This is a genomic window from Hymenobacter qilianensis (genome assembly GCF_014489555.1).
GTDB lineage: Bacteria > Bacteroidota > Bacteroidia > Cytophagales > Hymenobacteraceae > Hymenobacter > Hymenobacter qilianensis.
The window spans coordinates 3,990,571-4,013,118 of the sequence record NZ_CP060784.1 but is presented as its reverse complement, the minus strand read 5'-3'; the positions used below and the strand labels follow the sequence as shown (position 1 = coordinate 4,013,118).

General features: G+C 54.0%; 27 protein-coding genes. 10 read left to right on the top strand and 17 right to left on the bottom strand.

Features of this window, described 5'->3' with window-relative positions; genetic code table 11:
- Positions 1-169: 169 nt before the first annotated feature.
- The gene (locus tag H9L05_RS18120; RefSeq protein ID WP_187732107.1) at positions 170-529 is read left to right on the top strand and encodes a hypothetical protein; all 360 of its coding nucleotides are present in this window, start codon (positions 170-172) and stop codon (positions 527-529) included.
- 89 nt (positions 530-618) lie between these two features.
- Here H9L05_RS18120 and H9L05_RS18115 read toward each other — a convergent pair whose 3' ends face one another.
- The 8 genes from H9L05_RS18115 to H9L05_RS18080 all read right to left on the bottom strand — a co-directional run bounded on the left by H9L05_RS18115 (position 619) and on the right by H9L05_RS18080 (position 7,462).
- Positions 619-1,905 (bottom strand): citrate synthase, encoded by a 1,287-nt coding sequence (locus tag H9L05_RS18115; RefSeq protein WP_133272990.1) that lies wholly within the window; start codon positions 1,903-1,905, stop codon positions 619-621.
- Between the two features lie 192 nt (positions 1,906-2,097).
- Positions 2,098-3,486 (bottom strand): tRNA uridine-5-carboxymethylaminomethyl(34) synthesis GTPase MnmE, encoded by a 1,389-nt coding sequence (gene mnmE / locus H9L05_RS18110; RefSeq protein WP_187732106.1) that lies wholly within the window; start codon positions 3,484-3,486, stop codon positions 2,098-2,100.
- Positions 3,487-3,549: 63 nt separating this feature from the next.
- Positions 3,550-4,209 carry a metal-dependent transcriptional regulator gene (locus tag H9L05_RS18105; protein ID WP_187732105.1) on the bottom strand — a complete coding sequence of 220 codons (660 nt, stop codon included), beginning with the start codon at positions 4,207-4,209 and terminating at the stop codon, positions 3,550-3,552.
- Positions 4,210-4,326: 117 nt separating this feature from the next.
- A complete protein-coding gene (locus H9L05_RS18100) occupies positions 4,327-5,337 on the bottom strand; it encodes a 3-oxoacyl-ACP synthase III family protein (protein ID WP_187732104.1) in 1,011 nt (336 codons plus the stop codon).
- A 97-nt stretch (positions 5,338-5,434) separates the two neighbouring features.
- Positions 5,435-5,944 (bottom strand): glycosyltransferase, encoded by a 510-nt coding sequence (locus tag H9L05_RS18095; RefSeq protein WP_394368500.1) that lies wholly within the window; start codon positions 5,942-5,944, stop codon positions 5,435-5,437.
- The gene (locus H9L05_RS18090; protein WP_187732103.1) at positions 5,941-6,408 is read right to left on the bottom strand and encodes a glycosyltransferase family protein; all 468 of its coding nucleotides are present in this window, start codon (positions 6,406-6,408) and stop codon (positions 5,941-5,943) included. Before H9L05_RS18090 ends, H9L05_RS18095 begins: the two co-directional genes overlap by 4 nt.
- Entirely contained in the window at positions 6,387-6,593 is a 207-nt protein-coding gene (locus H9L05_RS18085; protein WP_187732102.1) for a hypothetical protein, read from the bottom strand. The genes H9L05_RS18090 and H9L05_RS18085 overlap by 22 nt, the downstream gene beginning before the upstream one ends.
- Entirely contained in the window at positions 6,593-7,462 is an 870-nt protein-coding gene (locus tag H9L05_RS18080) for a glycerophosphodiester phosphodiesterase family protein (protein ID WP_187732101.1), read from the bottom strand. Before H9L05_RS18080 ends, H9L05_RS18085 begins: the two co-directional genes overlap by 1 nt.
- Positions 7,463-7,570: 108 nt before the next feature.
- Here H9L05_RS18080 and H9L05_RS18075 point away from each other — a divergent pair, with 108 nt between their 5' ends.
- The 4 genes from H9L05_RS18075 to H9L05_RS24140 all read left to right on the top strand — a co-directional run bounded on the left by H9L05_RS18075 (position 7,571) and on the right by H9L05_RS24140 (position 11,201).
- A complete protein-coding gene (locus H9L05_RS18075) occupies positions 7,571-8,389 on the top strand; it encodes a 2,3,4,5-tetrahydropyridine-2,6-dicarboxylate N-succinyltransferase (protein ID WP_187732100.1) in 819 nt (272 codons plus the stop codon).
- Between the two features lie 213 nt (positions 8,390-8,602).
- The gene (locus H9L05_RS25270; RefSeq protein WP_262892570.1) at positions 8,603-9,238 is read left to right on the top strand and encodes a P-type ATPase; all 636 of its coding nucleotides are present in this window, start codon (positions 8,603-8,605) and stop codon (positions 9,236-9,238) included.
- Positions 9,239-9,246: 8 nt separating this feature from the next.
- Complete coding sequence (locus H9L05_RS25265; protein WP_262892569.1) at positions 9,247-9,975, top strand: HAD-IC family P-type ATPase; 729 nt, start codon at positions 9,247-9,249, stop codon at positions 9,973-9,975.
- Positions 9,976-9,998: 23 nt separating this feature from the next.
- Entirely contained in the window at positions 9,999-11,201 is a 1,203-nt protein-coding gene (locus H9L05_RS24140; protein ID WP_223284548.1) for an HAD-IC family P-type ATPase, read from the top strand.
- 10 nt (positions 11,202-11,211) lie between these two features.
- On the opposite strand, the gene H9L05_RS18065 is transcribed toward H9L05_RS24140, so the two are convergent.
- From H9L05_RS18065 to H9L05_RS18055, 3 genes are all read right to left on the bottom strand, one after another.
- Positions 11,212-11,622, bottom strand: coding sequence for a DUF983 domain-containing protein (locus tag H9L05_RS18065; protein WP_223284547.1), 411 nt, complete (start codon positions 11,620-11,622; stop codon positions 11,212-11,214).
- Between the two features lie 206 nt (positions 11,623-11,828).
- Positions 11,829-12,368: a peptide-methionine (S)-S-oxide reductase MsrA gene (msrA, locus tag H9L05_RS18060; protein WP_187732099.1), complete on the bottom strand. Its 540-nt coding sequence runs from the start codon at positions 12,366-12,368 to the stop codon at positions 11,829-11,831.
- A 276-nt stretch (positions 12,369-12,644) separates the two neighbouring features.
- Entirely contained in the window at positions 12,645-13,535 is an 891-nt protein-coding gene (locus tag H9L05_RS18055) for a 3-hydroxyacyl-CoA dehydrogenase family protein (RefSeq protein ID WP_187732098.1), read from the bottom strand.
- A 373-nt stretch (positions 13,536-13,908) separates the two neighbouring features.
- On the opposite strand from H9L05_RS18055, the gene H9L05_RS18050 reads away from it, so the two are divergent.
- Positions 13,909-14,070, top strand: a complete 162-nt coding sequence (locus H9L05_RS18050) for a lmo0937 family membrane protein (protein WP_133272977.1) — start codon at positions 13,909-13,911, stop codon at positions 14,068-14,070.
- Between the two features lie 126 nt (positions 14,071-14,196).
- Here H9L05_RS18050 and H9L05_RS18045 read toward each other — a convergent pair whose 3' ends face one another.
- Both H9L05_RS18045 and H9L05_RS18040 read right to left on the bottom strand, forming a co-directional pair.
- The gene (locus H9L05_RS18045) at positions 14,197-15,015 is read right to left on the bottom strand and encodes a hypothetical protein (RefSeq protein ID WP_187732097.1); all 819 of its coding nucleotides are present in this window, start codon (positions 15,013-15,015) and stop codon (positions 14,197-14,199) included.
- A 17-nt stretch (positions 15,016-15,032) separates the two neighbouring features.
- Positions 15,033-16,655 carry an ABC-F family ATP-binding cassette domain-containing protein gene (locus tag H9L05_RS18040; protein ID WP_187732096.1) on the bottom strand — a complete coding sequence of 541 codons (1,623 nt, stop codon included), beginning with the start codon at positions 16,653-16,655 and terminating at the stop codon, positions 15,033-15,035.
- Positions 16,656-17,013: 358 nt separating this feature from the next.
- On the opposite strand from H9L05_RS18040, the gene H9L05_RS18035 reads away from it, so the two are divergent.
- On the top strand, positions 17,014-17,481 hold the full coding sequence (locus H9L05_RS18035; RefSeq protein WP_187732095.1) for a DUF4199 domain-containing protein: 468 nt from the start codon (positions 17,014-17,016) through the stop codon (positions 17,479-17,481).
- Between the two features lie 377 nt (positions 17,482-17,858).
- A complete protein-coding gene (locus tag H9L05_RS18030) occupies positions 17,859-18,164 on the top strand; it encodes a hypothetical protein (protein ID WP_187732094.1) in 306 nt (101 codons plus the stop codon).
- A 131-nt stretch (positions 18,165-18,295) separates the two neighbouring features.
- Here H9L05_RS18030 and H9L05_RS18025 read toward each other — a convergent pair whose 3' ends face one another.
- The 3 genes from H9L05_RS18025 to H9L05_RS18015 form a co-directional block, all read right to left on the bottom strand.
- A complete protein-coding gene (locus H9L05_RS18025; protein WP_187732093.1) occupies positions 18,296-18,697 on the bottom strand; it encodes a hypothetical protein in 402 nt (133 codons plus the stop codon).
- A gap of 110 nt (positions 18,698-18,807) precedes the next feature.
- The gene (locus H9L05_RS18020; protein ID WP_187732092.1) at positions 18,808-19,125 is read right to left on the bottom strand and encodes a hypothetical protein; all 318 of its coding nucleotides are present in this window, start codon (positions 19,123-19,125) and stop codon (positions 18,808-18,810) included.
- Positions 19,126-19,620: 495 nt separating this feature from the next.
- On the bottom strand, positions 19,621-19,950 hold the full coding sequence (locus H9L05_RS18015) for a hypothetical protein (RefSeq protein ID WP_187732091.1): 330 nt from the start codon (positions 19,948-19,950) through the stop codon (positions 19,621-19,623).
- Between the two features lie 577 nt (positions 19,951-20,527).
- Between H9L05_RS18015 and H9L05_RS18010 the strand changes: the two genes are divergently transcribed.
- A complete protein-coding gene (locus tag H9L05_RS18010; protein WP_187732090.1) occupies positions 20,528-21,208 on the top strand; it encodes a murein L,D-transpeptidase catalytic domain family protein in 681 nt (226 codons plus the stop codon).
- Between the two features lie 88 nt (positions 21,209-21,296).
- Here the strand turns inward: H9L05_RS18010 and H9L05_RS18005 are convergent, their stop codons facing one another.
- Positions 21,297-21,491, bottom strand: coding sequence for a hypothetical protein (locus H9L05_RS18005; protein ID WP_187732089.1), 195 nt, complete (start codon positions 21,489-21,491; stop codon positions 21,297-21,299).
- A 240-nt stretch (positions 21,492-21,731) separates the two neighbouring features.
- Here H9L05_RS18005 and H9L05_RS18000 point away from each other — a divergent pair, with 240 nt between their 5' ends.
- Positions 21,732-22,490, top strand: a complete 759-nt coding sequence (locus tag H9L05_RS18000) for a M48 family metalloprotease (RefSeq protein ID WP_223284546.1) — start codon at positions 21,732-21,734, stop codon at positions 22,488-22,490.
- Positions 22,491-22,548 lie beyond the last annotated feature (58 nt).

Sequence of the window (22,548 nt, the reverse complement as noted above, 5' to 3'; positions counted from 1 at the left end):
GTATTCGTATAAATATTAATTAAGTAAGAAAATGTGTTGATTTTAATTTAAATCGGTTTATATTTAGGTGTTCTAATAGTCAGCAGCCAAAGAGCGCTCAGCAGCATTTTGGCCCATGGCAGAATAGTCGTACTAAACCGATCTGTTTCACCTTCAAATCCCTCCTTTTATGAAAAGAATCTATACTTTGGTTTTTGTCATGATCAGCATGGCTTCAACGCTGTCTTTTACCGCGCTGGCTGACAACGGAACATCTCTGAATGCGCGGGCCACTCAGCTAACTCGTCAGATGGCTCAGAGAGTGCGCCTCGATGAAGGTCAGTATGTGAAGGTTAAGCGTTTGAACCTCCAAATGCTCGCCGAGATGGAGGAGGCCAAAACCCGCCTGTCAGCTGATCCGGCTGCTCTCGACCAGTACTTGGCTGAAGTGCAGTCGCACTATGAGTGGGACTTAGCTGCCATCCTGTGGCCTAAGCAAATGGTAGCTTACAACCAGGCTAAGACCACAATGACGGCGGTGAAGAACTAACGCTAACAGTTCTTCTTTTAAACAGTCATAAAAAAGCCCCCAGACGATTCTGGGGGCTTTTTTGTGAGGCTAGAATAAGTCTGGCTCAACTAGCGCTGCTCGATGCCGACATAATCGCGCTCCAGCTCGCCGGTGTAAATCTGGCGGGGGCGACCGATTGGCTCCTTGTTTTCACGCATCTCCTTCCACTGGGCAATCCAGCCGGGCAGACGGCCCATAGCAAAGAGCACGGTAAACATCTCCGTTGGGATACCGATAGCGCGGTAGATGATACCGGAATAGAAGTCAACGTTCGGATACAGCTTGCGCTCAACGAAATATGGATCGGTGAGGGCGGCTTGCTCCAGCTCCTGAGCGATTTTGAGCAGCGGATCATCAATACCCAATGCCTTGAGCACGTCATCGGCGGCTTTCTTGATGATTTTAGCGCGTGGGTCAAAGTTCTTGTACACGCGGTGGCCAAAGCCCATCAGGCGGAAGGAATCGTTCTTATCCTTGGCTTTATCCACCCACTTCTGAGTGTTGCCGCCGTCCTGCTGAATGGCCTCCAGCATCTCCATTACCTCTTGGTTGGCTCCGCCGTGCAGAGGGCCCCATAGGGCGTTCACACCGGCCGAAACAGAGCCGTATAAGCTGGCATTAGCCGAGCCTACCAGGCGCACCGTAGATGTTGAGCAGTTTTGCTCGTGGTCGGCGTGCAGGATGAGCAGTTTATTCAGCGCACTTACGACTACTGGGTTGATTTCGTACTTCTCCGTAGGGAAGGCGAACATCATGTATAGGAAGTTCGAGCAATAGTCTAGGTCGTTGCGGGGGTAGTTGAGCGGGTGACCTACCGAATTCTTATACGACCAAGCCGCAATCGTCGAGATTTTGGCAATCAGGCGAATAATATTCAGATTGGTTTCCTCAGGGCTTTGATTTGGGTCAAGGCTCTTTGGGTAAAAAGCAGTCAAGGAGCAAATCAGGCTGGACAGGATGCCCATAGGGTGGGCCGCCGACGGAAAGCCGTCGAATATCTTGCGCACGTCTTCATGCACCAGCGTGTGAGTCGTGATCTGGTGAGCAAAGTTGTCCAGCTCCGTTTGCGTCGGTAAAGAGCCGTAGATCAGCAAGTAAGCTACTTCCAGGAAGTTGGACCGCTCGGCCAGCTGCTCAATTGGATAGCCACGGTAGCGCAGGATACCTTCTTCGCCATCGAGGAAGGTAATGGCGCTCTTGGTGGCGCCGGTGTTCTTGTAGCCTGAATCGAGGGTTACATAACCCGTCTGATCACGCAGCTTGCCAATATCAAATGCTTTTTCGTTCTCGGTGCCTTCAATGACGGGTAAAGAAATGGATTTACCGTCGAGGATAAGTTCAGCAGACTCTGCCATAAGCGTGGGTTAGAGGGTGGTTGCGGGGCGAAACTAAAGAATAACTAGCAAGCCGGAAAGGATAATCGGTGTTTCAACACTATACTACAACTCGGCGACTTATGTTGTTCAGTTCAAAACAGGCAATTTGCCCCCCAGACGCGGTTTTATCCGATTCAGAGGCTTGGAACCCGAAAGCGCAGAAATAATCAGCTATTTTCCGATACAGAACTGAGTGAAAATGCTGGTCAGTAAATCATCTGAAGATATTTCGCCCGTAATCTCACCCAGCGCCGCTAGGGCCTGACGCAGATCAGCGGCCACCAACTCAGTCCCCGCGCCGGTAGCCAGTCCAACCAAAACGGCATCCAGGGCAGCATTGGTTTTTTCGAGACTGCGGGCATGTCGCAAATTAGTGACGATGGTTGACGCGCCCGTTTGGTCGAGGCCAGTGCCGCGGGCGTGGGCCAGCAGATCCGCGCGCAGCTCGTCAAGGCCTTCGCCCTTATTGGCGGCAATAAGCACGGTATTCGGCTGGTGGCTGAAAGCATGTAATTGGGCCTCGGAAGCAACGTCACGTTTATTGCCAACAGCGAGCATCGGAATTTGCCCCCCAGGGTTTAGAGCTTCAATCTCTGCTTTAACTTCGGTTGGGGTACTGGTCGTTAAATCAAACAGATAAAGCAATAGTGCCGCTTGCTTTACCCGCTGGCGAGTGCGCTCTACTCCGATAGATTCAACCTCGTCCGTTGTCTCACGCAGACCAGCCGTATCCACGAAGCGGAAGCGAATGCCTTCGATGCTGACCTCATCTTCGATCAGGTCGCGGGTGGTGCCGGCCACTGCCGATACGATGGCGCGTTCCTCATTTAGCAAGGCGTTGAGCAGGGTAGATTTGCCCGCGTTGGGCCGGCCGGCAATGACCGTGATAACCCCGTTTTTGATAACGTTGCCCAGCTCAAATGAACGAAGCAGCCGACGTACCAATGCCTGCACTTCTTCCAGCAGCGCGACCAGACCAGTGCGGTCGGCAAACTCCACGTCTTCTTCGCCGAAGTCCAACTCCAGTTCCAGCAGGGCCGCAAACTGAACCAGTCGGGCGCGCAGGTCGCGCAGTTCCCGCGAAAAGCCCCCCCGCATCTGCTGCATGGCTACCTGATGCGACAAAGCCGAGTCGGCCGCAATCAGATCAGCAACAGCCTCGGCCTGGGCCAGATCGAAGGCACCGTTCAGGAAGGCGCGCTTGGTGAACTCGCCGGCCTCGGCTAAGCGGGCGCCGCGCCGCGTGAAGGCGGCCAGTACCTGCTGCACGATGTAGTCGGAGCCGTGGCAGCTTATCTCTACCACATCCTCGCGGGTATAGGAATTTGGGCCCCGAAATAAGGAAACGACTACCTCATCAAAGATGCGGCCATCGGACTCGCGTAAGGTGCCATAGTGCAGGGTGTGGCTAGGTTGATCAGCGAGAGTTTTGCCGCGAAATAAGCCGTCGGTAAGTGAGAATGCCGCCGGTCCGGAGAGGCGAATGACTGCAATAGCCCCCGCGCCCGGCGGCGTCGACAAGGCAATGATGGTATCGGAAAGGGCGGGAGGCAGCAACATAAATGGGAGTACTGGGGGGCAAATTTACAGCGCCGGTTTCCGCAGCCTGATGCCGGATTTAACTTAGTCAGCTACGAATAAGTTGCAGCTTATCTCGTTGGATATTAGCGTTACCTTGTTGTTGTTTATTCTGATTTCCAATGAATTATCAAAGGTTACTTTATCCAGTACTTCAATTCTCGCTCCTAAGCTCAGGCCTGCTTTGTCGAGGTATTGCAGGAAGGGCACGGAAGTGTTTTTGACGGCCATAACGGTACCTTCTTCGCCGGGCTTCAAGTCTGACACGAGTCGGTGCTGCGGCCGAATAATCGCGCCGTCTTCGGCAGGGATGGGGTCACCATGCGGATCGAGTTGAGGAAAGCCTAGGAACTCGTCGAGGCGGCGCATAAGCAGCGGGGACTGCAGGTGTTCCATCTCCTCGGCCACGTCGTGCACCTCATCCCAATTGAAGCCGAGCTTATTCACCAGGAAAACTTCCCAAAGCCGGTGCTTGCGGATGGTGAGCAGCGCCACTCGCCGCCCATCGTGGGTGAGCGATACGCCACGGTAGCGCTCGTAGTGCAACAGTCCTTTTTCGCCGAGGCGGCGCAGCATATCGGTCACCGAGGCAGGGCGTGTCTGAAGCACTTCGGCGATGCGGTTGGTGCTCACCTCCACGCCGGGCTGTGCTTCCGACAGCTTATAAATGGCTTTCAAATAATTTTCCTCGGTGTGACTGGGCACTTTGATTTAATTAGTAATGAGCAATTAGTAATTAATAATGAGCATCAGCCAACAGTGACTTTCCCGCTGATTGCTCATTACTAATTGTTAATTGTTAATTGTTAATTGAAAACCAGCTTACCAGCGAATCAGGGCGGAGGCCCAGGTAAAGCCGCTTCCGAAAGCAGCCAGGCACACCAGGTCGCCGCGCTTGATTTTGCCTTCGCCTACGGCCTCGCTCAAAGCAATAGGCACCGAAGCGGCGGTAGTGTTGCCGTAGCGCTGAATATTGCTGTACACTTTGCTATCGGGCAGCTGCATTTTCTGCTGCACAAACTGCGTGATGCGCAGGTTGGCCTGGTGCGGAATCAGCATGTCGATGTCCTGAGGCTGGTAGCCATTCTGAGCCAGAGCTTCGCCGATAACCTGCGGGAAGCGCACGACGGCGTGCTTAAACACGTTGGTGCCGTTCATATAAGGATACATCTCCTCCTGATTTTCCATGGCCACCCGAACGCGGTCTTCGCGGTTCGAGCCGGGCTCTTTCACGATGAGCTCCTCGGCAAATTCGCCCTGGGCATGCAGGTGAGTGCTCAGAATTCCGTGGCCCTCGCGCGTGCAGGGGCGCAGCACTACCGCGCCGGCGCCATCACCGAAAATGACCGATACGGCCCGCCCACGGGTGCTTTTATCCAGACCGGAGGAATGGATTTCGGAGCCGACCACTAGCACGGTATCATACATGCCGGTGCGAATGAACTGGTCGCCGACCGAAAGCGCATAGACGAAGCCGGAACACTGATTGCGCACGTCGAGCGCTGGAATATTGTCCTTGATGCCCAATTCGCGCTGCAAAAGCACGCCGGAGCCGGGGAAAATATAGTCGGGGGAGAGGGTGGCGAAAATGATGAGCTGCACGTCGTCGGGCTGAAGGCCGGCCTGCTCAAGGGCGCGGCGGGAGGCCTGAGCACCCATGTTAGCGGTAGTGTCTTTGCCTTCCTCGAACCAACGGCGCTCCTTGATGCCCGTACGCTCCTGAATCCAGGCGTCGGTGGTATCCATGAGTTGTTCAAGGTCAGCGTTCATTACCACACGATCGGGTACGTAGTGGCCGACGCCGGCAATTTCGGTTTGGCGGAGGGTGCTCATAGAAAGGGGGATTTTGGGCGAGGAACGGAGAAAAAGGGGCCGAAGTTAGAAAAAATAGGTCCCGGTTCCATAAACGGGGCGCAAAGGTCAGCAGTTACTAAATAGAATCTATCACCCGATTTAGTTTATGGGCTTCGCTATTCCAAAATACTTCGGTCGGAATGCCATTCGGATAAAACTGATGACCGGCCAGAGCACCACACGCCGCAGCCACGGTAGCCGCAGTCAGCCGATCAAAATCGAGTACTAAGCCGGCGTGGTGCTTACTCACCAACTCTTCCCAGAGCGGATTGGGCGGAATCAGAACGGGCAGCCCATGGGCCAGATACTCAAACAACTTGGTTGGGCGGCAGCGCCAGGTGCTGGCATGGGGGCGGTAAGGAAGCAGCCCTATGTGGCTTTGGCGGATAGCATCCACAATTTGCTCGTGGGGCACCAGCGTTTCGCCGCCAATCAGCGTTACTACGTTGTTGCTGGCAGCCATAGCATTATGCAGGCGGCGCAGCAGATCCGGCTGCTGGCAAAACCCGATAATCGTAAGCCGGACCTGGGGCCAGACGGCTTGCAACAAACGTGTCAGCTCCAAGGCTTCAAATACGCCATTCAGCTCGGAAATAGTGCCCGAGTACAGCAGGCGCAGCTCCTGACCGGGCTGGGGTAGGGCCTGGGGGCAAATTCGGCTCGCTCGTGTTGGTCAGGCTGGTATTTGTTTTCGAGAATGAAGGTGCGCTCTGACTTGCCAAATGGCAGCTCATCGGCGTAGCTGCGCTCCGCCAGCACAACGGCGGCAGCTTGCCTAGCGGCCCAGGTTTCTACCCGGCGTACGAGGCCGGCCAACGTATTGCGGATCCAGGCTGGATATACGGCCTGCGTTTGGATGTTGAGAGCGTAATTTTCGCGCACATCATAGATAAAATGCCCCCCAGACGTTGTTTTTTGCCACAATAAAGTAAGCGGCAGCAGCTCCGGGGCGTGCACAAAAACAAGATCGGGGTGGAGGCGGCGCAGGAGCTGCCAGTAGCGCCATTGCGCTCCCAGCCGCTGCCAGCTCAGGCGCGAACCAGCCAGCAACTCGTGGGTTTGCAGGTTGTGGGGGCATTTTTGGGAGTAGATGCCCGTCGGCCCGCCACGTGCACCACCACGTTGGGGCGGGCCAGTAGGGTACGAGCAAACTTGCCCAGCATTCGGGTGTCGTTCAGCGGCTTAAGTACCGATGCCAGCAGCACCACCCGGCCGCTTGAGGTAGGAGTGGGCATCAGCGCAGCGCCTGGGCAGCTTCGAGGGGGCGGTCGGTGGCCAGAATGTCGGCGCCGGCCTGCACGAAGGTGCGATAGTGCTCGTCGCCGCGCGCCTCGGCCTGCTTGTCGAGGTTGCCCAAGACGCCCAGAATGCAGGCAATTCCTTTGGTATGCAAAAACTGATACAGGGCCGGATCGGGCTCGGCGGTACCTACGAAGGCTATCATGTTCTGGTCGGGCACACCGGCCGCACGGAGCCGCTCGTAGTCTTCCTGGCCTCCAATGGACACGGAAATCATAAGCTGAGGATCGAGCCGATGCACCGTGGCCGCATCAGGGGCATTGTAAGTAATAACGGCCGCATAGCTGGCCGCGTCGGTGCGATGAATCATGTCTACTACTTTGGCAAAGGGCACTCCGCGCTTCACATCCAGGGTGAACAGGCATTTGTCTTTGCCCCAACGCAGAGCCTGCTCGAGGGTAGGAATGCGGAAGTTGGTAGGGGTGCCGAAGTTGTCCTCCAGCCGGTATTCCTGGCATTCGGCCCACGTTTTATTGATGAGCGGACCGGTGCCGGTGGTCGTGCGGTCCAGGGTTTTATCGTGTAGCAGCACCAGCACACTGTCGCGGGTCAGGTCGATATCGCACTCAATGATAGTGGATATCTGGCTGGTGAGATAAGCGAAAGATTCCACCGCATTTTCGGGGTAGCCGGGGTAGTTGCCGCCGCCTCGGTGGGCGCTCACCCGCGCCGGCAGGCCCGGCCGGTACCGAAAGGCCTGCGGGGTTTCGGTCGGGGTGAAGCGACCGGCAAAGGTGTCGGCTTTGGGCTGACAGCCAGCCAGCAGCGCACTAATACCGAAAACAAACAGGCTGATTTTTTTCATGATCTGTAGTAGAGGAGCTCTAAACGCAGGGAATGTTTACTTTCCTGAACGTCGAACTACTGCCCAAATATGTAGTTTTACCGGCTAGAATTCATCTTCTCTACTTTCATGACCGACCTGCAAAGTACCATCGAAGCCGCCTGGGACAACCGCGACCTGCTACGCGAATCTACCACCACCGACGCCATTCACACCGTAATCGAAGAGCTGGATAAAGGCCGCCTGCGCGTGGCCCAGCCCACCACCGACGGCCAGTGGCAGGTAAACGACTGGGTGAAAAAAGCCGTCATCCTGTATTTTCCCATTCAGCAGATGGAAACCCTGGAGCTGAAGCCCTTCGAGTACCGCGACAAAATGCGCCTCAAAACCGGCTACGAAGCCCAGGGCGTACGCGTAGTGCCGCCCGCCACGGCTCGCTACGGCAGCTTTTTGGCCCCCGGCGTTATCCTGATGCCCAGCTACGTGAACATTGGCGCCTGGGTAGGCGAGGGCACCATGGTGGACACATGGGCGACGGTGGGTTCCTGCGCCCAGGTGGGCGCACACGTGCATTTGAGTGGCGGTGTGGGTCTGGGGGGCGTTTTGGAGCCCGTACAGGCGGCGCCCGTTATCATTGAAGATGGCGCTTTTATCGGCTCGCGCAGCATTCTGGTGGAAGGCTGCCACATCGGCAAGGAAGCCGTAATCGGTGCGGGGGTTACCATTACCGGCAGCACCAAAATTATCGACATAACCGGCTCCGAGCCCAAAGAGTACCGCGGCCACGTGCCGGCGCGCTCGGTGGTTATTCCGGGCTCTTATGCCAAGCAGTTTCCGGCCGGTGAGTTTCATGTGCCCTGCGCCCTGATTATCGGTCAGCGCAAGCCGAGCACGGATTTGAAAACCTCCCTGAATGACGCCCTCCGCGAGCACAACGTAGCTGTTTAGCTTATTACAACTAGCTTTCTTCCGTAGTGAAGAAGGCACAAAGCCCGCCTTTGGCTTGATTTACAGCGCTGTAAATCAAGCCAAAGGCGGGTTTTGTGCTTTATATCAAAGCTGCCAATGATTTACGTCAGAGACAGGAAGAGTCGGATGCCGTAACTTTCTTGCCGGCTGCTTACTCACGGCAGTACTCAGCTGATTCTTAAGAATTTGCTTATGCTGGCTCCGCTCCAAACTGCTTCCGCTACCAAAGCGCCCCGGTCCGAAATCATACCTGAAGGGTTGAGTGCCGACGAGGTGCTTTTTCAAAGACAGCGCTTCGGGCAAAACGTGATGGCACCAGCCACTCGCCACCGATTTTGGGGCATTGTGCGGGGCATTGCAACCGAGCCGATGTTTGTGCTGCTGGTCGTTACGGCGGGCATTTACCTCATTATTGGCAGCTATTCCGAAGCCTACGTTCTGCTGGCAGCCACCGCAATTGTGGCGGGCATCTCCCTGTATCAGGAGGCCCGCAGCGACCGGGCTTTGCTTGCTTTGCAACAGCTGGCGCAGCCGCTGGCGCGCGTGCGCCGGGCCGGGCAGGACGTAGCGCTACCCGCCGCCGAGCTTGTGGTCGGCGATATACTGCTGGTGGCGGAAGGTGAGCAGGTGGGGGCCGATGGCGTATTGCTGGAAGCCCATGACCTGGAAGCCGACGAGTCGTTTTTGACGGGAGAGTCGTTGGCGGTGAGCAAAGCGGCCGCCGGTGAGCAGCAGCTGTTTGCGGGCTCGTCGGTGGTTGGCGGCACGGGCGTCGTACAGATAACGGCAGTGGGCAGCCAGACCCGGCTTGGCCTTATTGGGGGCTAATTTCACAGGTGAAAACGCCGCCCACACCGCTTCAGCAGCAGGTGCGCTCCTTCGTGCGCCGCATGGCGATGGTGGGCGGCGTTGCTTTTATAGTTGTGTGGGCCTACAACTGGTGGGAATCGGGCAGCCTAGCGCATGGGCTGTTGCATGGGCTAACGATTGCTATGGCCGTGTTGCCGGAGGAAATTCCGGTGGCGCTGTCGTCTTTTATGGCCTTGGGCGCGTGGCGGCTAATGCAGCAGCGCCTGCTCACCAAGCAGCCGCAAACGGTAGAAACGCTGGGTTCGGCCACCGTTATCTGCGTCGATAAAACCGGAACGCTCACCCAGAATCGAATGGCGCTGAGCCAGCTTTACTGCCCGGGCCAGACAGGGCCAATCCCTTTTGAGGAGCAAAAAGAGCTTCCGGCGCCGCTGTCTGACTTACTGGCAACCGCAATGTGGGCCAGCGAGCCTTCGCCCTTCGATCCGATGGAGCAGGCATTGCATCGGGCCTATACCCAAACAACTTCCCGCGACCAGCGCCCGGCTTACCGCATGGTGCACGAGTATCCGCTGGGAGAAAAGCCCCCCATGATGACGCATATATTTGCGCATGCCGATGGCCGCCTGATCGTTGCCTGCAAGGGCGCACCCGAAGGTATTATTGCCCGGTGCCAGCTGCCCGAAGCGGAGAAGGCTCAGGCGTTGGCAGCGCTTACGCAGCTGGCGGCGGCGGGCCTGCGGGTGCTGGGGTAGCCCGCTGCACGGATATCCCTGAGGTGTATCCGGCCTCTCAGGAAGATTTTGCCTGGGAATTTAAGGGCCTGGTTGCTTTCACTGATCCACCGAAGCCGACAGCAGCGGCCGTGCTCCGCCAGCTTTACGAAGCAGGCCTACAGGTGAAAATGATAACCGGTGATAATGCCCTGACTGCTGAGGCCATAGCCCAACAGGTCGGACTTCGACATAAAGAGCCTGTGCTAACCGGAGCTGAAGTAATGGCGCTGGAACCTGCGGCCTTGGAACAGCAGGTAGGAAAGGTCGATTTGTATGCCCGCATGTTTCCTGAAGCCAAGCTGCGCGTGATCGAAGCGCTAAAAGCAAATGGCCAAGTGGTGGCAATGACTGGCGACGGGGTCAACGATGGGCCAGCTCTCAAGGCGGCCCACATTGGGGTAGCCATGGGCCACCGCGGCACCGAGCTGGCCCGGCAAGCCGCCGATCTGGTGTTGCTGGATGATGATCTGGGTGGAATGGTTACGGCCATCAGCTACGGCCGCCGGATTTATGACAATCTGAAAAAGGCAGTGCAGTACATCATCGCCATCCATATTCCGCTGATTCTCACGGTGCTGGTGCCTTCCTTGCTGGCGTGGCAGTATCCGGTGCTGCTGGGGCCGGTGCACGTCATCTTTCTGGAGCTTATCATGGGACCCACCTGCTCCATTATTTTCGAGAATGAGCCGATGGAAGCCGATACCATGCAGCGCCCGCCCCGGCCCGCCACGACTACTTTTCTGCAACTTGGGGAGCTGGGCGGCAGCCTTTTGCAGGGCCTTATAATTGCCGCAGGAGTGCTGGGTGTGGCCGCTTACGCCCTGATGCAGGGCTATTCCGAGCCGCTGACCCGCACCCTCACCTTTACCACCCTGGTGCTGGCCAATGTGCTGCTCACGCTCGTCAGCCGCTCGCGCCACCACACGCTGCGCCGCTCGCTGCATTATCATAATCCGCTTCTGCCTGCTATGCTGGCCCTCACGCTGGTATTGTTGGCGCTTTGCCTCACGGTGCCTGCTCTTCAGCAACTGTTTCAGCTACAATCGCTTACCTGGCTGCAATTAGTAACATGCGCCGGCGTTGCGGCTCTGAGCACGGGCTGGTTTGAGGTTTATAAAGCACTTAGAAGCCCTGAGAGCAAGGGTATGACTAATGAGCCGCAACAAACCACACCCACCGACCACCCGGCAACTGCGAATAAATGAGTAACTGGCTTTAGTCGTTTGAAGCAGGGAATGGGCGCTTAGCCCTCTCGGGGTCGTAGTGGGTGCCGCCGAAGAAGTACAGCATCACGGCGCGGGAGTAGCGCAGCAGCACAGGCGTAAACAGCAGCACAGCAATAGACACCGTCACAATGTACACCCACGTATCCGGGTCGCCGAAAAAGTTGTAGAGCAGCACCCCAACCATAATCACAATGCCCGTTGAGAAGGCGTAGCTGATGTACATGGCGCCCCAGTAAAAACCGGTTTCGGGCTCGTATTGCAGCCCGCAGACCGGGCAGCTGGCGGGCATGTCCGTGAACTTGCTCAGGTTGAAAGCCGAGTGCGTAAAAAGGTTGCCCCGATGACAGCGCGGACATTTTTGGGCCAGCAAGGCTAGGAGGGCTGAGTCGTTGGCGGCCATATTGGGAGTAGAAATCAGGTGAAAAAGAGGCGGTAGACCAACGCCCGCCAAGTGAAACCGAATGTAAGGCTAACCCCGGAATTGGTGGTGCAGCGCCCGGTTATCAGTTGGTAGGCTTAAAATAATAGTTTTTTGTCGTGTTGGCCTAAAAAAGCCCCCCAGAACTGTTCTGGGGGCTTTTTTGTTCAGTGCTGAAAACGCGCTCTTTAAGCAGTTGCTTTTTTGAGCTTTTCGCCAAATACCGCTTTCACCTTGTCTACTTTCGGCTTCACTACAAACTGGCAGTAAGGCTGGCTGCCGTTCAGGTTAAAGTAGTTCTGGTGGTAGTCTTCGGCCCGATAAAACGTGCCTAAAGGCAGAATTTCCGTCACGATGGGCTTGGGGAAAGCGTGGGCATCGTTGAGCTTCTGTTTGTACTCCTCAGCCAAGCGCTTTTGCTCCTCGTTGTGGTAATAAATGCCGGAGCGGTACTGGTCGCCTACGTCGTTGCCCTGGCGGTTGAGGGTCGTCGGGTCGTGGGTTTTCCAGAATACTTCGAGCAGCTCTTCAAACGTTATCTTCTGCGGATCGAAGGTGATTTGCGTTACCTCGTTATGACCCGTCAGGCCGCTGCAAACTTCTTTGTAGGTCGGGTTGGCAATGCGTCCGCCGGTGTAGCCCGACACGACTTTCTCCACGCCTTCCAGGTTCTGAAAAACGGCCTCTACGCACCAGAAGCAGCCGGCGCCAAATGTTGCTTGTTCCATTATCAAGGGTTGGTCTAGGTTAAGTACTGACGGTTATTTAGCAATGAAGGCCCAATTGCCATCAGCAGATTTGTTCTACGCTAAAAAGGGAATCCGGGCCCGAAAAGTTTAAAACCCTACCTGTCACCTCTAAAGAACAACTCAGCGGCTTCTGCGGGAACTGTCGTTCAACGAAATTAGCCCGCAGAGGGCCCTGAAGGTTAGCGCAGAAGCCGCTGAGTTTAGGCGCAGAAAAAGCCCCCAGGCACTTTCTGGGGGCTTTTTTACAACAAAAACTTATTTCTGAAACCGAGAAGCTACCACAAGGTCCTTGCTGCCCGGTGTGTGCGTGTAGAAGCCTTCGCCCGATTTTACGCCCAGGCGGCCGGCCATTACCATATTCACCAGCAGCGGACACGGAGCGTATTTAGGATTACCCAGACCATCGTGCAGTACCCGCAGAATAGCAAGGCACACATCAAGGCCAATAAAGTCGGCAAGCTGCAAAGGGCCCATGGGGTGGGCCATACCTAGTTTCATTACCGTGTCGATTTCCTCCACACCGGCCACGCCCTCAAACAGGCTATAGATAGCTTCATTGATCATGGGCATCAGAATGCGGTTGGCCACGAAGCCAGGGTAATCATTGACTTCCGTGGGTGTTTTGCCGAGCTGGCGCGAAATGTCCATCACCTGCTGGGTCACGGCATCGGAGGTGGCGTACCCGCGAATGACTTCCACGAGCTTCATTACCGGCACCGGATTCATAAAGTGCATCCCGATTACCTGCTCGGCACGCTTGGTGACGGCGGCAATGCGCGTAATGGAAATGGAAGAGGTGTTCGAAGCCAGAATGGCTCCCTCGGGCGCGTACAGGTCGAGGTCGCGGAAAATTTGCAGCTTCAAATCCACGTTTTCAGTGGCCGCTTCCACCACAAGCTGGGCGTTGGTGACACCTTCAGCAATGCTGGTGTGAGTAGTGATGCGGCTTAAAGTGGCCGTTTTATCGTCTTCGCTGAGGCTGCCTTTGGCTACCTGGCGGTCCAGATTTTTGCCAATCGTACCTAAAGCTTTATCCAGAGCGGGCTGCGAAATATCAATAAGGGTAACGGGAAATCCGTGCTGGGCAAAAACGTGGGCAATGCCATTGCCCATAGTGCCCGAGCCAATAACGGCGACGTGGAGCATACGAAAGAGAAGTGGGTGGGAAGATGGATGTGCAAGCCAATAGGCCGACGCGCAAAACTAATCTGAAATGCAGCCAGCCCCAACTGTAAGCGCTAATGGTCAGCCTAGAGAATACTATTCGCTACCTAATAAGTCAATTAAGTACAATCTGAAAAAAATAAACCGAACTAATAAATGCGCATTACAGCCTGTGAGGGCGCTTTTAGTTGATATTTAAGTGTCCTAATAAATTAATTGCGCTATTGAGATATATCTTTTTTGAAAAGCGGCGCGTACAAAACCGCAAATCGCTTGCTAATTGGTTTCCTAACCACAATCAACTAGCTTCCGATGAATTTGTTTTTCCCTCACCCTACACCTCAACCCTAATACCATGGGAAATCTCCTGTACATCATTGCCGTCATCCTCGTTATTATTTGGCTGCTCGGCTTCCTGGGCTTCAATAGCTTTGGCTTAGGCAACTTGATTCACATTTTGCTAGTCATTGCCATCATCGCTGTAGTATTGCGTTTGGTTCGGGGCGGCACAGTTTAAATGCCCCTACGTGAGTAGCTGTTAGGTGCTGCTCAGCTTGATAAGTATCTAAAAACAAAAAGAGCCGCTGTTCCAGATGGAACAGCGGCTCTTTTGCGTTCAAGCCCCGCTGGGGGGCTTTTTAGCTTACTTCAGGTCGAACAGGAAGCTGAAACGAATAACAGGCTGACCATAGATATCGTCGAGGCCGTCGTTGAAGTTGTAGAGCACTACAATATCGGCGGCAGCCCGGTCGCTGAAGCGGCTGCGGTAGCCAACGCCTGCCAGCGGTGTATTCACGGTTATTTTGCCGGTCGAAATAACGCCCGTATTCTGGTCCTGAAATAGCACTTCCGCACGTGTTACTTCATATTCACCGTGCACAAAAAAGTCTTTGTAGAAGATGAACTGAGCAAAGCCCTTCAACCCAATATTATTGGTTTGATAGCTTGAAGGCGTGCCCGGAGCCCGAAACTGAGCCGGAATAGAGTAGTTGTTGAAAGCATACGATATGCCCGGGCCCACCGCAAATCGCTCATTGATACGGTAGCCAATAGCGGGCGCTATGCTGGCGCTGAACTGGCTGCCGTAAGCTGAGCTGCCATTGTAGCCGAGGCCAAAGTTGGCGTACAAAAAGTACTTACGTAGTGGCTTCGGCTGCTCCGAAGCCCGGCTACCTTCCGGAAACTCCAACCCCGATGGGCTGTCCGGGTTGGGGCGAGTCTGAGTAGGCAAGGGCTGATCTACGGGTGGCGGGGCCGGTACGGGTACGCTGGGGCGCGCCTCGTACTCTTTCTGTGGAGCAGGCGTGGGCGTAGTAGGTACCGGTGCGGCTGGAGGAGCCGTATTCAACTGCGGCTTGGCCGGAGCAGGCCGGGCCGTAGTGTCAGTTTGGGCCAAAGCAGCGGCCGGAGCCATAAACAGGGCGGCCCCAGCCAGGGCCCACGGGAGCAAGGTGCGTTTCATAGATAGCTACAACGAGCTTAAGACACAAGTTGGTACATACGTTGGCGTTGAGCCTTAATGGTCTCGTCGGCCAGGTATTCTTCGTAGCTCATACGCCGGTCGATGATGCCGTCGGGCGTAAGCTCGATAATGCGATTGGCAATCGTTTCAATAAACTGTAAGTCGTGGGATACGAACATCATCGAGCCGGTATAATCACGCAGGCTGTTGTTGAGCGCCGTAATGCTTTCCAGATCGAGGTGGTTCGTTGGGTCGTCGAGCACGAGTACGTTGCCGCTCTCCAACATCATTTTGGACAACATGCAGCGCACCTTTTCGCCCCCGCTTAGCACGTTCGACTTCTTCAGCGACTCTTCACCCGAGAACAGCATGCGGCCCAAAAAGCCGCGAATAAAGCTCTCATCCTTCTCCGTAGAGTACTGACGCAGCCAATCCACCAGGTTCAGGTCGGTATCGAAGAACTCGTGGTTTTCGCGCGGAAAGTAGGATGGCGTAATGGTGGTGCCCCATTTGAAGTTGCCCGTGTCCGGCCGGATCTGCTCGAACAGGATATCAAATAGGAGGGAAGGCGCGCGGTCGTCGCGGCTGATGATGGCTACTTTATCCTTTTTATCCAGCGAGAAGGTAACGTTGCGGAATACCGTTTGGCCGTCCACCTTTTTGCTCAGATTCTCTACCGTTAGCAACTGGTTGCCGGCCTCACGATCCGCTTTGAAAGCGATATACGGATAGCGACGCGAGCTAGGCTTAATGTCTTCCAGCGTCAGCTTTTGCAGCAGCTTCTGGCGCGACGTAGCTTGCTTGCTTTTGCTGGCGTTGGCCGAGAAGCGACGCACGAACTCTTCGAGCTCTTTGCGCTTGTCGTCGGTCTTCTTGTTGGCATCCTGCTTCTGCTTCATCACCAGCTGGGAGCTTTCGTACCAGAAGGAGTAGTTGCCGGGAAACATCGTGAGTTTCGAGAAATCCAGATCGGCCATGTAGTTACACACGGCATCGAGGAAGTGGCGGTCGTGGCTGACCACAATCACTGTATTCTGAAACGAGTCGAGGAAGTTTTCCAGCCACAGCACCGTTTCGGCATCCAGGCCGTTGGTAGGCTCGTCAAGCAGCAGCACATCGGGGTTACCGAATAAGGCTTGGGCCAGCAGCACCCGCACTTTGTCGGAGCCGCCGAGGTCGGCCATCATTGTATAGTGCTTGTCTTCGCCAATACCCAGGCCCGACAGCAATTCAGCCGCTTCGTACTCAGCATTCCAGCCTTCTAGGTCAGCAAATTCGCCTTCCAGCTGCGCAGCCCGTTCGCCATCAGCGTCTGTGAAGTCGGCCTTGGCATAGAGTGCGTCTTTCTCCTCCATTACCTTCCACAGGCGCGTGTGGCCCATGATAACGGTTTGGAGAACGGGGTATTGGTCGTAAGCAAACTGATCCTGGCGCAGCACTGAGAGGCGGGCGCCGGCAGGCATGTTCACCGAGCCCGTGTTAGGCTCAATTTCGCCCGATAATATCTTTAGAAACGTGGATTTGCCGGCTCCATTCGCTCCAATGAGGCCATACACGTTGCCGGGCATGAACTTAATGGTAACATCTTCAAACAATATGCGCTTACCGTAGCGCAGACTTACATTGGAGGTACTAATCATAGAGGTGTAGATGCTGAAAACGAAAAATCGTTGGTGCCAACCTTGGAATAAGGACAATTCGGCGCGCAAAAGTACGCAAAATGCCCCGCGCACGTGCTGTCCGGATTACCTTATAAGGTAAATTAGACAATCAGGTGAAGACAGCGGACTGCTCATACTCAATAATTTGGCTCGAAAAAAAGCCCCTTGCGGTGCCAGAAACCAAAAAAATATATGGCTTGCACAACATCCCACCGGGTAAAAGAGTATAAAAAGCAAATGGAAATGCTAATCTTAGGCGACTGACTAACAGTTATCGTTGCCCTGGCAGTTCCTCTACATCACTGATTCACCTTTTCACATTTTCCCCTTTACCTGTATGGGTGCGTTTCGACTAACCGCTGAAAACAATGGAGTTCGCGTAGGCCTGATCACGGGCGTTGCGATGATGGCTTACTTCCTGATCGCCAATCTGCTGGGCTTTGTTCGCATCGAATACAGCTTCCTGAATGCCGGTATTCTGGCCATAGGTGCCTGCGTGGCAATTGCGCGCCTCAAGCGTGAGAAAGGCGACAAGCTGCCGTATTTACAGGGTTTTGGTACGGGCATCGTAACTGCGCTCGTGGCCTCCGTCGCTTTCGGTTTGTTCTTTATTATCTATTCCTCCATTAATCGCGATTTTATGGAGCAGACGCAGGCGCAAGATCTGTTTGGCTTTGACTTATCGGTTACCATTGCCTTCCTCGCCATTGTATTGCAAGGTGCAATGGGCGGCATGATTGTCTCGCTCATCGCCATGCAGTACTTTAAAAGCCCTGATCATAAGCCCATGAAGGGAATTGAATAATAGATGCCTATACAAAAAGGCACATAAAAAAGCCCCTCAGAACTATTCTGGGGGGCTTTTTCTGTCTGACCGTAGCTGGTTGTAAAGAATAAATAACTGGTTCTGGTAAGCTCATTTGGACTCAGCAAACAAAAAATTGCAAATCTTTTGTTTGTTATACTAATGGCATATATATTTGTACTATAAGTAAGAGGGGATAAACAAAACCTTTTTATTATCCACTCGTTACAGCGTTAGTTTTCAGGATAAGCTTACCATTCATGACTCCTTCACTTTTTATGAAATCAATACTTTTACTCGCACTTATTTTAGGTTGTTTTTGCGGTACTGCCACCGCCCAAAAGCGTGACGTTTATGCAGAGCGTCCGGGCAGCCTGATGCCTTCTTTAACTCGCGTCGATGATCTTACGCGTGGTATGAGCAGCAACCTTCGCCTGAATGAAGATCAGTACATCCGGTTACGCTCCGTCAATCAGATTAAGCTTGCCCGTCTGGATGAGATTGAGTACGAATACACGGATGCTGAGCAGCGCCGTCAGAAAGCCGCTGAGCTGGAGGCGCAATACGAAGCTGAGTGTAGCCGCATTCTAACTCCCACTCAGTTAAGTGTCTTCCGCGCTGAGCAAAACCAACAGCCCGATCAACCCAATAAAAACGATTCCAACGAAGGCGGATTAGGCTAAACAGCTTTAACTATTTATTGAACAAGATATTTTCAACCACAAAAAAGCCCCCCGGAAACATCTCCGGGGGCTTTTTTGTGGTTGGTTTTCCGCTTATTGCCTTGCTGCCATAAATATCCTTTCACGGTATTCTATGATGCCGGCACTGCTAAGGGACGTTCATACAAAACCTCTGTTACTACTCCCAAGGGGCCGAAGCGTAAGGTAAGCTTATTGGCCGAGGAACGCTGATGGCTTGGCTCGCACTGCGTACCGGGCTCCACATAATAGAAGTAAGTTTTCTCCGTCTGAGCGCTCAGTTCTTCCTCATCGGGGCGGCCGAGTAAGTTGTCAATGCTGGCGATGCGCGCGCCATAGAGCTGGTCGCGGTAGCGATTCAGAGCGGGCAGCTGCGCGGCTCGCTTATTTTGGCAGGCGTAGGGGTCGCTGCGCCATGCCGCATCATCAAACCCTTCTATTTTGGGCAACGCATGCCCACAGGCAGTCAGCAGAAAGGTAGCCGCTCCGGCTGCAAAAAATCGAAATAGGTGCATATACTGCCAAGCGCCAAGATAAGGCAATAGGTCGGCCGTTGACGGACTGGGTTTTCGACGCTAAGCCGCTAAGCTACTTGTTTGAAACCGGTCGAAAGAAAATTAGTTGCTTAGAATAAGTCAGTGGGCGGGGCAGACGGCTTAAAATCCGAAATAGCTTTCTCCTGCTCCCAATACTCAAACTGATCGGCAGTAAGGCGAGCCGCCATAAACTCGCGTAGATAGATACCACGCCGCTCCAGACAAAAAAGCTGAAACTGCGGAAGCAGACAGGTCATATCCAGACCTTGCTGTTTGTATCGGCGACGGTTGTCTGCGTCCAGCGTATCGAGCCAGTCGTTAAAGTCAGTTTCAGTAGGATAAAGCTCACGGGCCTGTCGGTAATAGGCAGCCGTAGCACGCGCGATTAAGTGCGGCAAGGAAGACATGAATAAGAGAAATGCAAAGGCGGAAGCAGGGAGCGGGGCGAGGTACTGGTAAGCGTAATCGTAAGCGAATGGGGGCCAGATGGAGGGGTCAGAAGTAAGAAATAATTGAAGCTGATCAGTAGGCTGGAAATAACTTGCCGTCTAATCTGCTGAAATTACACCCTAATTCTGCTCAAATGCTACTTCTAAAGGTCAGAGAGTTAGTTTTGATGCGAAAGAAAACCAATATGCAAGTATCTATTTGCTTTATTGTTGCTTAGCAAAAGACAATTTAACGCCTAAATTTAAGGATAATTTCTACATAAACAACAAGCAGACCATCTTATACGTGACGCCGCTTTAAAATGTAATTCTTTAAGTCAGATTACATTCTGCTAATAGGTTTCGCTTATAATTCTTATTGATGCTTTCAAGCATACAATAGGGTAAAAGCTCTAAGTATAAAACCTGATTGGTGGCTTGATAAGGCAAGATTAAACTATGCTGCGTGTTCTTCTAAGCGCTACGGTTGCAGTAAGTATCAAACACGCGTCCCATTTCCCAGCTGTAACAAGCTTTTTGTATTAATTGCCGACCACGCTGCTGCAAGGTTACCATCGTATCATAAAGTTTTTCGGTCGCGGGCGCTAATGCTCGGGTATGGCGCGTAAGCAGCGTGATCTGCTGGCCGTTGGTGTAATAAAGCGTCAACTCAGCACCTTCCAGAGGTTGGGGCACTCGAACACTGAGCGTAGCTGGTGGCTGGCGCGAAGTGAAAAGCAGGAACAATGTCAGACGAGCCAACAGCTGCTGCTGAATCTGGGGTGAAATTTCAGCCGCATGCATCAGCGGCCGCAACTCACAGTGCAGTTGTTTCGATAAAATGCTAAACGTTGTCATAAGAGGCTGTATGACAAGAGTAAATCATGAACCCGCTTACTCAAGCGAATCAGATGCAGTAGGTGGGAGGGGCGGAGGGTAAGAGAATTTTATAACGCGAAAGCAACTATATTGTATAATACAGTGAAAAAAATAGAATGTTTCATTGTATTTCATTAATTTTTGTAGTAGCAATTTGTGCCTTAAATGGTAATCAGTCATGCTTAAATGCGAGTTGACGACTTCCGGATACTGAAATCAAACACGATTTTCTGCTATTCAGGTAATTGAGTATCAGCAGGCACAAAGCGATTTTTGAGTTCTTTAGGCAATAATTAATGCATCATGCTGTTAGGGTTGAAGGGCCCGACTTTTGCGTAAGCCCTGTTTTACCCTATTTCCGCAACACAAGTTCCAGCCGATAATGCGTACACCGACTGCCTTCGCTTGCCTTTCCTTGAGTCTTTTATCCCTTTTTTGCCCCCCAGAAGCCGTTCCTGCCGCGAAACCTAACTCAGCTGCCGATAACGCCCCGGAATCGGTTTTGAGCGAAAATCGGCGGGCTACTTACTTGGCGGCTTTTGAGCAGCATACGCTGCATACGTACGCTTTGGCGGGCCTCCCTGCCTCCGGACTTCCCCTTGATGTGTATCGGCAGGCGCTGATGGGCTATTACCAGCTTCAAAAGCGCGGCTTGGCAAATCCTTCCAAAAATACCCTTACTATCATCGATTTCAACCGCTCTAGTCGTCTTAAGCGTCTGTGGGTCATTGATTTGCAGAAATCACGGGTGGTGCATCATACACTGGTTGCCCACGGCATAAACACGGGTCAGGAGTTTGCGCAGGCTTTTTCCAATCGGGTAGGTTCGGAGATGAGCAGCCTGGGCTTTTACGTAACGAGCCACACCTACACCGGTAAGCACGGCTTGTCGCTGCGTCTGCGCGGCGTGGACCCGAGCTATAATACGAATGCGGCCAGCCGGGCCGTGGTAGTGCACGGAGCTGAATATGTGTGTGAGGAATTTGTGCAGCGGCACGGGCGTCTGGGGCGCAGCCAGGGCTGCCCCGCCCTGCCGATGAAGGAAAGCAGCGCTATCATCCGAACCATAAAAGATGGCACTGTACTGTTTGCGCACGCACCTTCCGGCGTCCGCTACGATTCCGACTGGCTCGAGCTAGATCCGGCTCTACAGGCTTTTGCCCAGGTGAAAGGCCTGAACTAGCAAAGAATGCAAGCCATAAAAAAAAGCCCCCAGAACTGCTCTGGGGGCTTTTTTTGTGAAGTGTTACTTTCCGAAAGTAGAATTTCGGCTAGGCCCTGTCGCTGGTGGTTTTGACCAGGTTGATGCCCGCGAAGAAGAAAATAAGGCCCACAATGAAGGGCACCAGGCTATTGATTTTGCTGAGATTTATGCCAGCTATTCCTAAAAAGCCAAGGGCGGCGTAAATAATGCCGATGATACCTAGGATGGTGAGGATGGCGCCGAAGGTGCGTTTTTGATTCAAGGAAGAGGGAGATTAGAAGGTACAAGAGGACAACAGGAACCGGTTGCGGACCAGTTTTGCGCCTGATACGCTAATCGTGGCAAATAGGGTGCCTCACTGCAAGCAACCCTACTGCGGAGTGCGCGTTAGAAGCCCGTCGGCCCACTTTGAAGCCGCCTTTTCCCTCCCTTAATTCTCCCTACTACCATGAGAGGAAGCCTTCGTTATTTGATTGCCCTGGCCGTCGCAGCCTTTTCTTTTGTGACCTATTACTGTAACCGCCAGACGAACCCCGTGACCGGTGAGGTGCAGCACGTAAACATGACCACTGAGCAGGAAATTGCGCTCGGGTTACAGGCTGCTCCCCAAATGGCCCAGCAATACGGTGGTCTGCACCCCGATCAGCAGGCTAGCGCTGCCATAAAGCGCATTGGCGCCACGCTGGTGCAGTCGTCCAAGGCCGACCAGTCGCCCTACAAATTCGATTTTCATCTGCTGGCCGATGAGCAGACTATCAATGCGTTTGCCTTGCCCGGCGGGCAGGTATTTATCACGGCCGGATTGCTGAAAAACATGAAGACGGAAGGGCAAGTGGCCGGCGTGCTGGCCCACGAGATTGGCCACGTTATCGGCCGCCATTCGGCTGAGCAGTTAGCTAAATCGCAGCTGACGCAAGGCTTGGCCGGTGCCGCCACCATCGCCGCCTACGACCCCGACAGCCCCGGCAGCTCTATTGGCAAAGCGGCCGTAGCGGCGGCTATTGCCAAGGTGGTGTCCTTGCGCTTCGGACGTGAAGATGAGCTCGAATCGGACCGCCTGGCCGTGCAATACACCGCCGACGCCGGCTACGACCCCCGCGCTATGATTCAGGTAATGCAGATTCTGGCGCAGGCTGGTGGCCAGAGCCGCGGCCCTGAGTTTATGAGCACGCACCCCGACCCGGGCAACCGCGTGGGCGTGCTGGAGACGGAAATCGCGGAGCGCTTCCCCGGTGGCGTGCCCAGCGGACTGAAGCAGTAATTGCCTGATCCTGAACAGGAGAGGAGAACTAAGGTGGAGTTCAGGAAACTCATTATCC

Bases quoted from the DNA above. Each gene is read 5' to 3' on its own strand.
- H9L05_RS18120 (WP_187732107.1), top strand. From the start codon at position 170: ATGAAAAGAATCTATACTTTGGTTTTTGTCATGATCAGCATGGCTTCA.
- H9L05_RS18115 (WP_133272990.1), bottom strand. From the start codon at position 1,905: ATGGCAGAGTCTGCTGAACTTATCCTCGACGGTAAATCCATTTCTTTA.
- mnmE (WP_187732106.1), bottom strand. From the start codon at position 3,486: ATGTTGCTGCCTCCCGCCCTTTCCGATACCATCATTGCCTTGTCGACG.
- H9L05_RS18100 (WP_187732104.1), bottom strand. From the start codon at position 5,337: ATGAGCACCCTCCGCCAAACCGAAATTGCCGGCGTCGGCCACTACGTA.
- H9L05_RS18085 (WP_187732102.1), bottom strand. From the start codon at position 6,593: ATGCCCACTCCTACCTCAAGCGGCCGGGTGGTGCTGCTGGCATCGGTA.
- H9L05_RS18080 (WP_187732101.1), bottom strand. From the start codon at position 7,462: ATGAAAAAAATCAGCCTGTTTGTTTTCGGTATTAGTGCGCTGCTGGCT.
- H9L05_RS18075 (WP_187732100.1), top strand. From the start codon at position 7,571: ATGACCGACCTGCAAAGTACCATCGAAGCCGCCTGGGACAACCGCGAC.
- H9L05_RS25270 (WP_262892570.1), top strand. From the start codon at position 8,603: ATGCTGGCTCCGCTCCAAACTGCTTCCGCTACCAAAGCGCCCCGGTCC.
- H9L05_RS18065 (WP_223284547.1), bottom strand. From the start codon at position 11,622: ATGGCCGCCAACGACTCAGCCCTCCTAGCCTTGCTGGCCCAAAAATGT.
- msrA (WP_187732099.1), bottom strand. From the start codon at position 12,368: ATGGAACAAGCAACATTTGGCGCCGGCTGCTTCTGGTGCGTAGAGGCC.
- H9L05_RS18055 (WP_187732098.1), bottom strand. From the start codon at position 13,535: ATGCTCCACGTCGCCGTTATTGGCTCGGGCACTATGGGCAATGGCATT.
- H9L05_RS18050 (WP_133272977.1), top strand. From the start codon at position 13,909: ATGGGAAATCTCCTGTACATCATTGCCGTCATCCTCGTTATTATTTGG.
- H9L05_RS18045 (WP_187732097.1), bottom strand. From the start codon at position 15,015: ATGAAACGCACCTTGCTCCCGTGGGCCCTGGCTGGGGCCGCCCTGTTT.
- H9L05_RS18040 (WP_187732096.1), bottom strand. From the start codon at position 16,655: ATGATTAGTACCTCCAATGTAAGTCTGCGCTACGGTAAGCGCATATTG.
- H9L05_RS18035 (WP_187732095.1), top strand. From the start codon at position 17,014: ATGGGTGCGTTTCGACTAACCGCTGAAAACAATGGAGTTCGCGTAGGC.
- H9L05_RS18030 (WP_187732094.1), top strand. From the start codon at position 17,859: ATGCCTTCTTTAACTCGCGTCGATGATCTTACGCGTGGTATGAGCAGC.
- H9L05_RS18025 (WP_187732093.1), bottom strand. From the start codon at position 18,697: ATGCACCTATTTCGATTTTTTGCAGCCGGAGCGGCTACCTTTCTGCTG.
- H9L05_RS18020 (WP_187732092.1), bottom strand. From the start codon at position 19,125: ATGTCTTCCTTGCCGCACTTAATCGCGCGTGCTACGGCTGCCTATTAC.
- H9L05_RS18015 (WP_187732091.1), bottom strand. From the start codon at position 19,950: ATGCATGCGGCTGAAATTTCACCCCAGATTCAGCAGCAGCTGTTGGCT.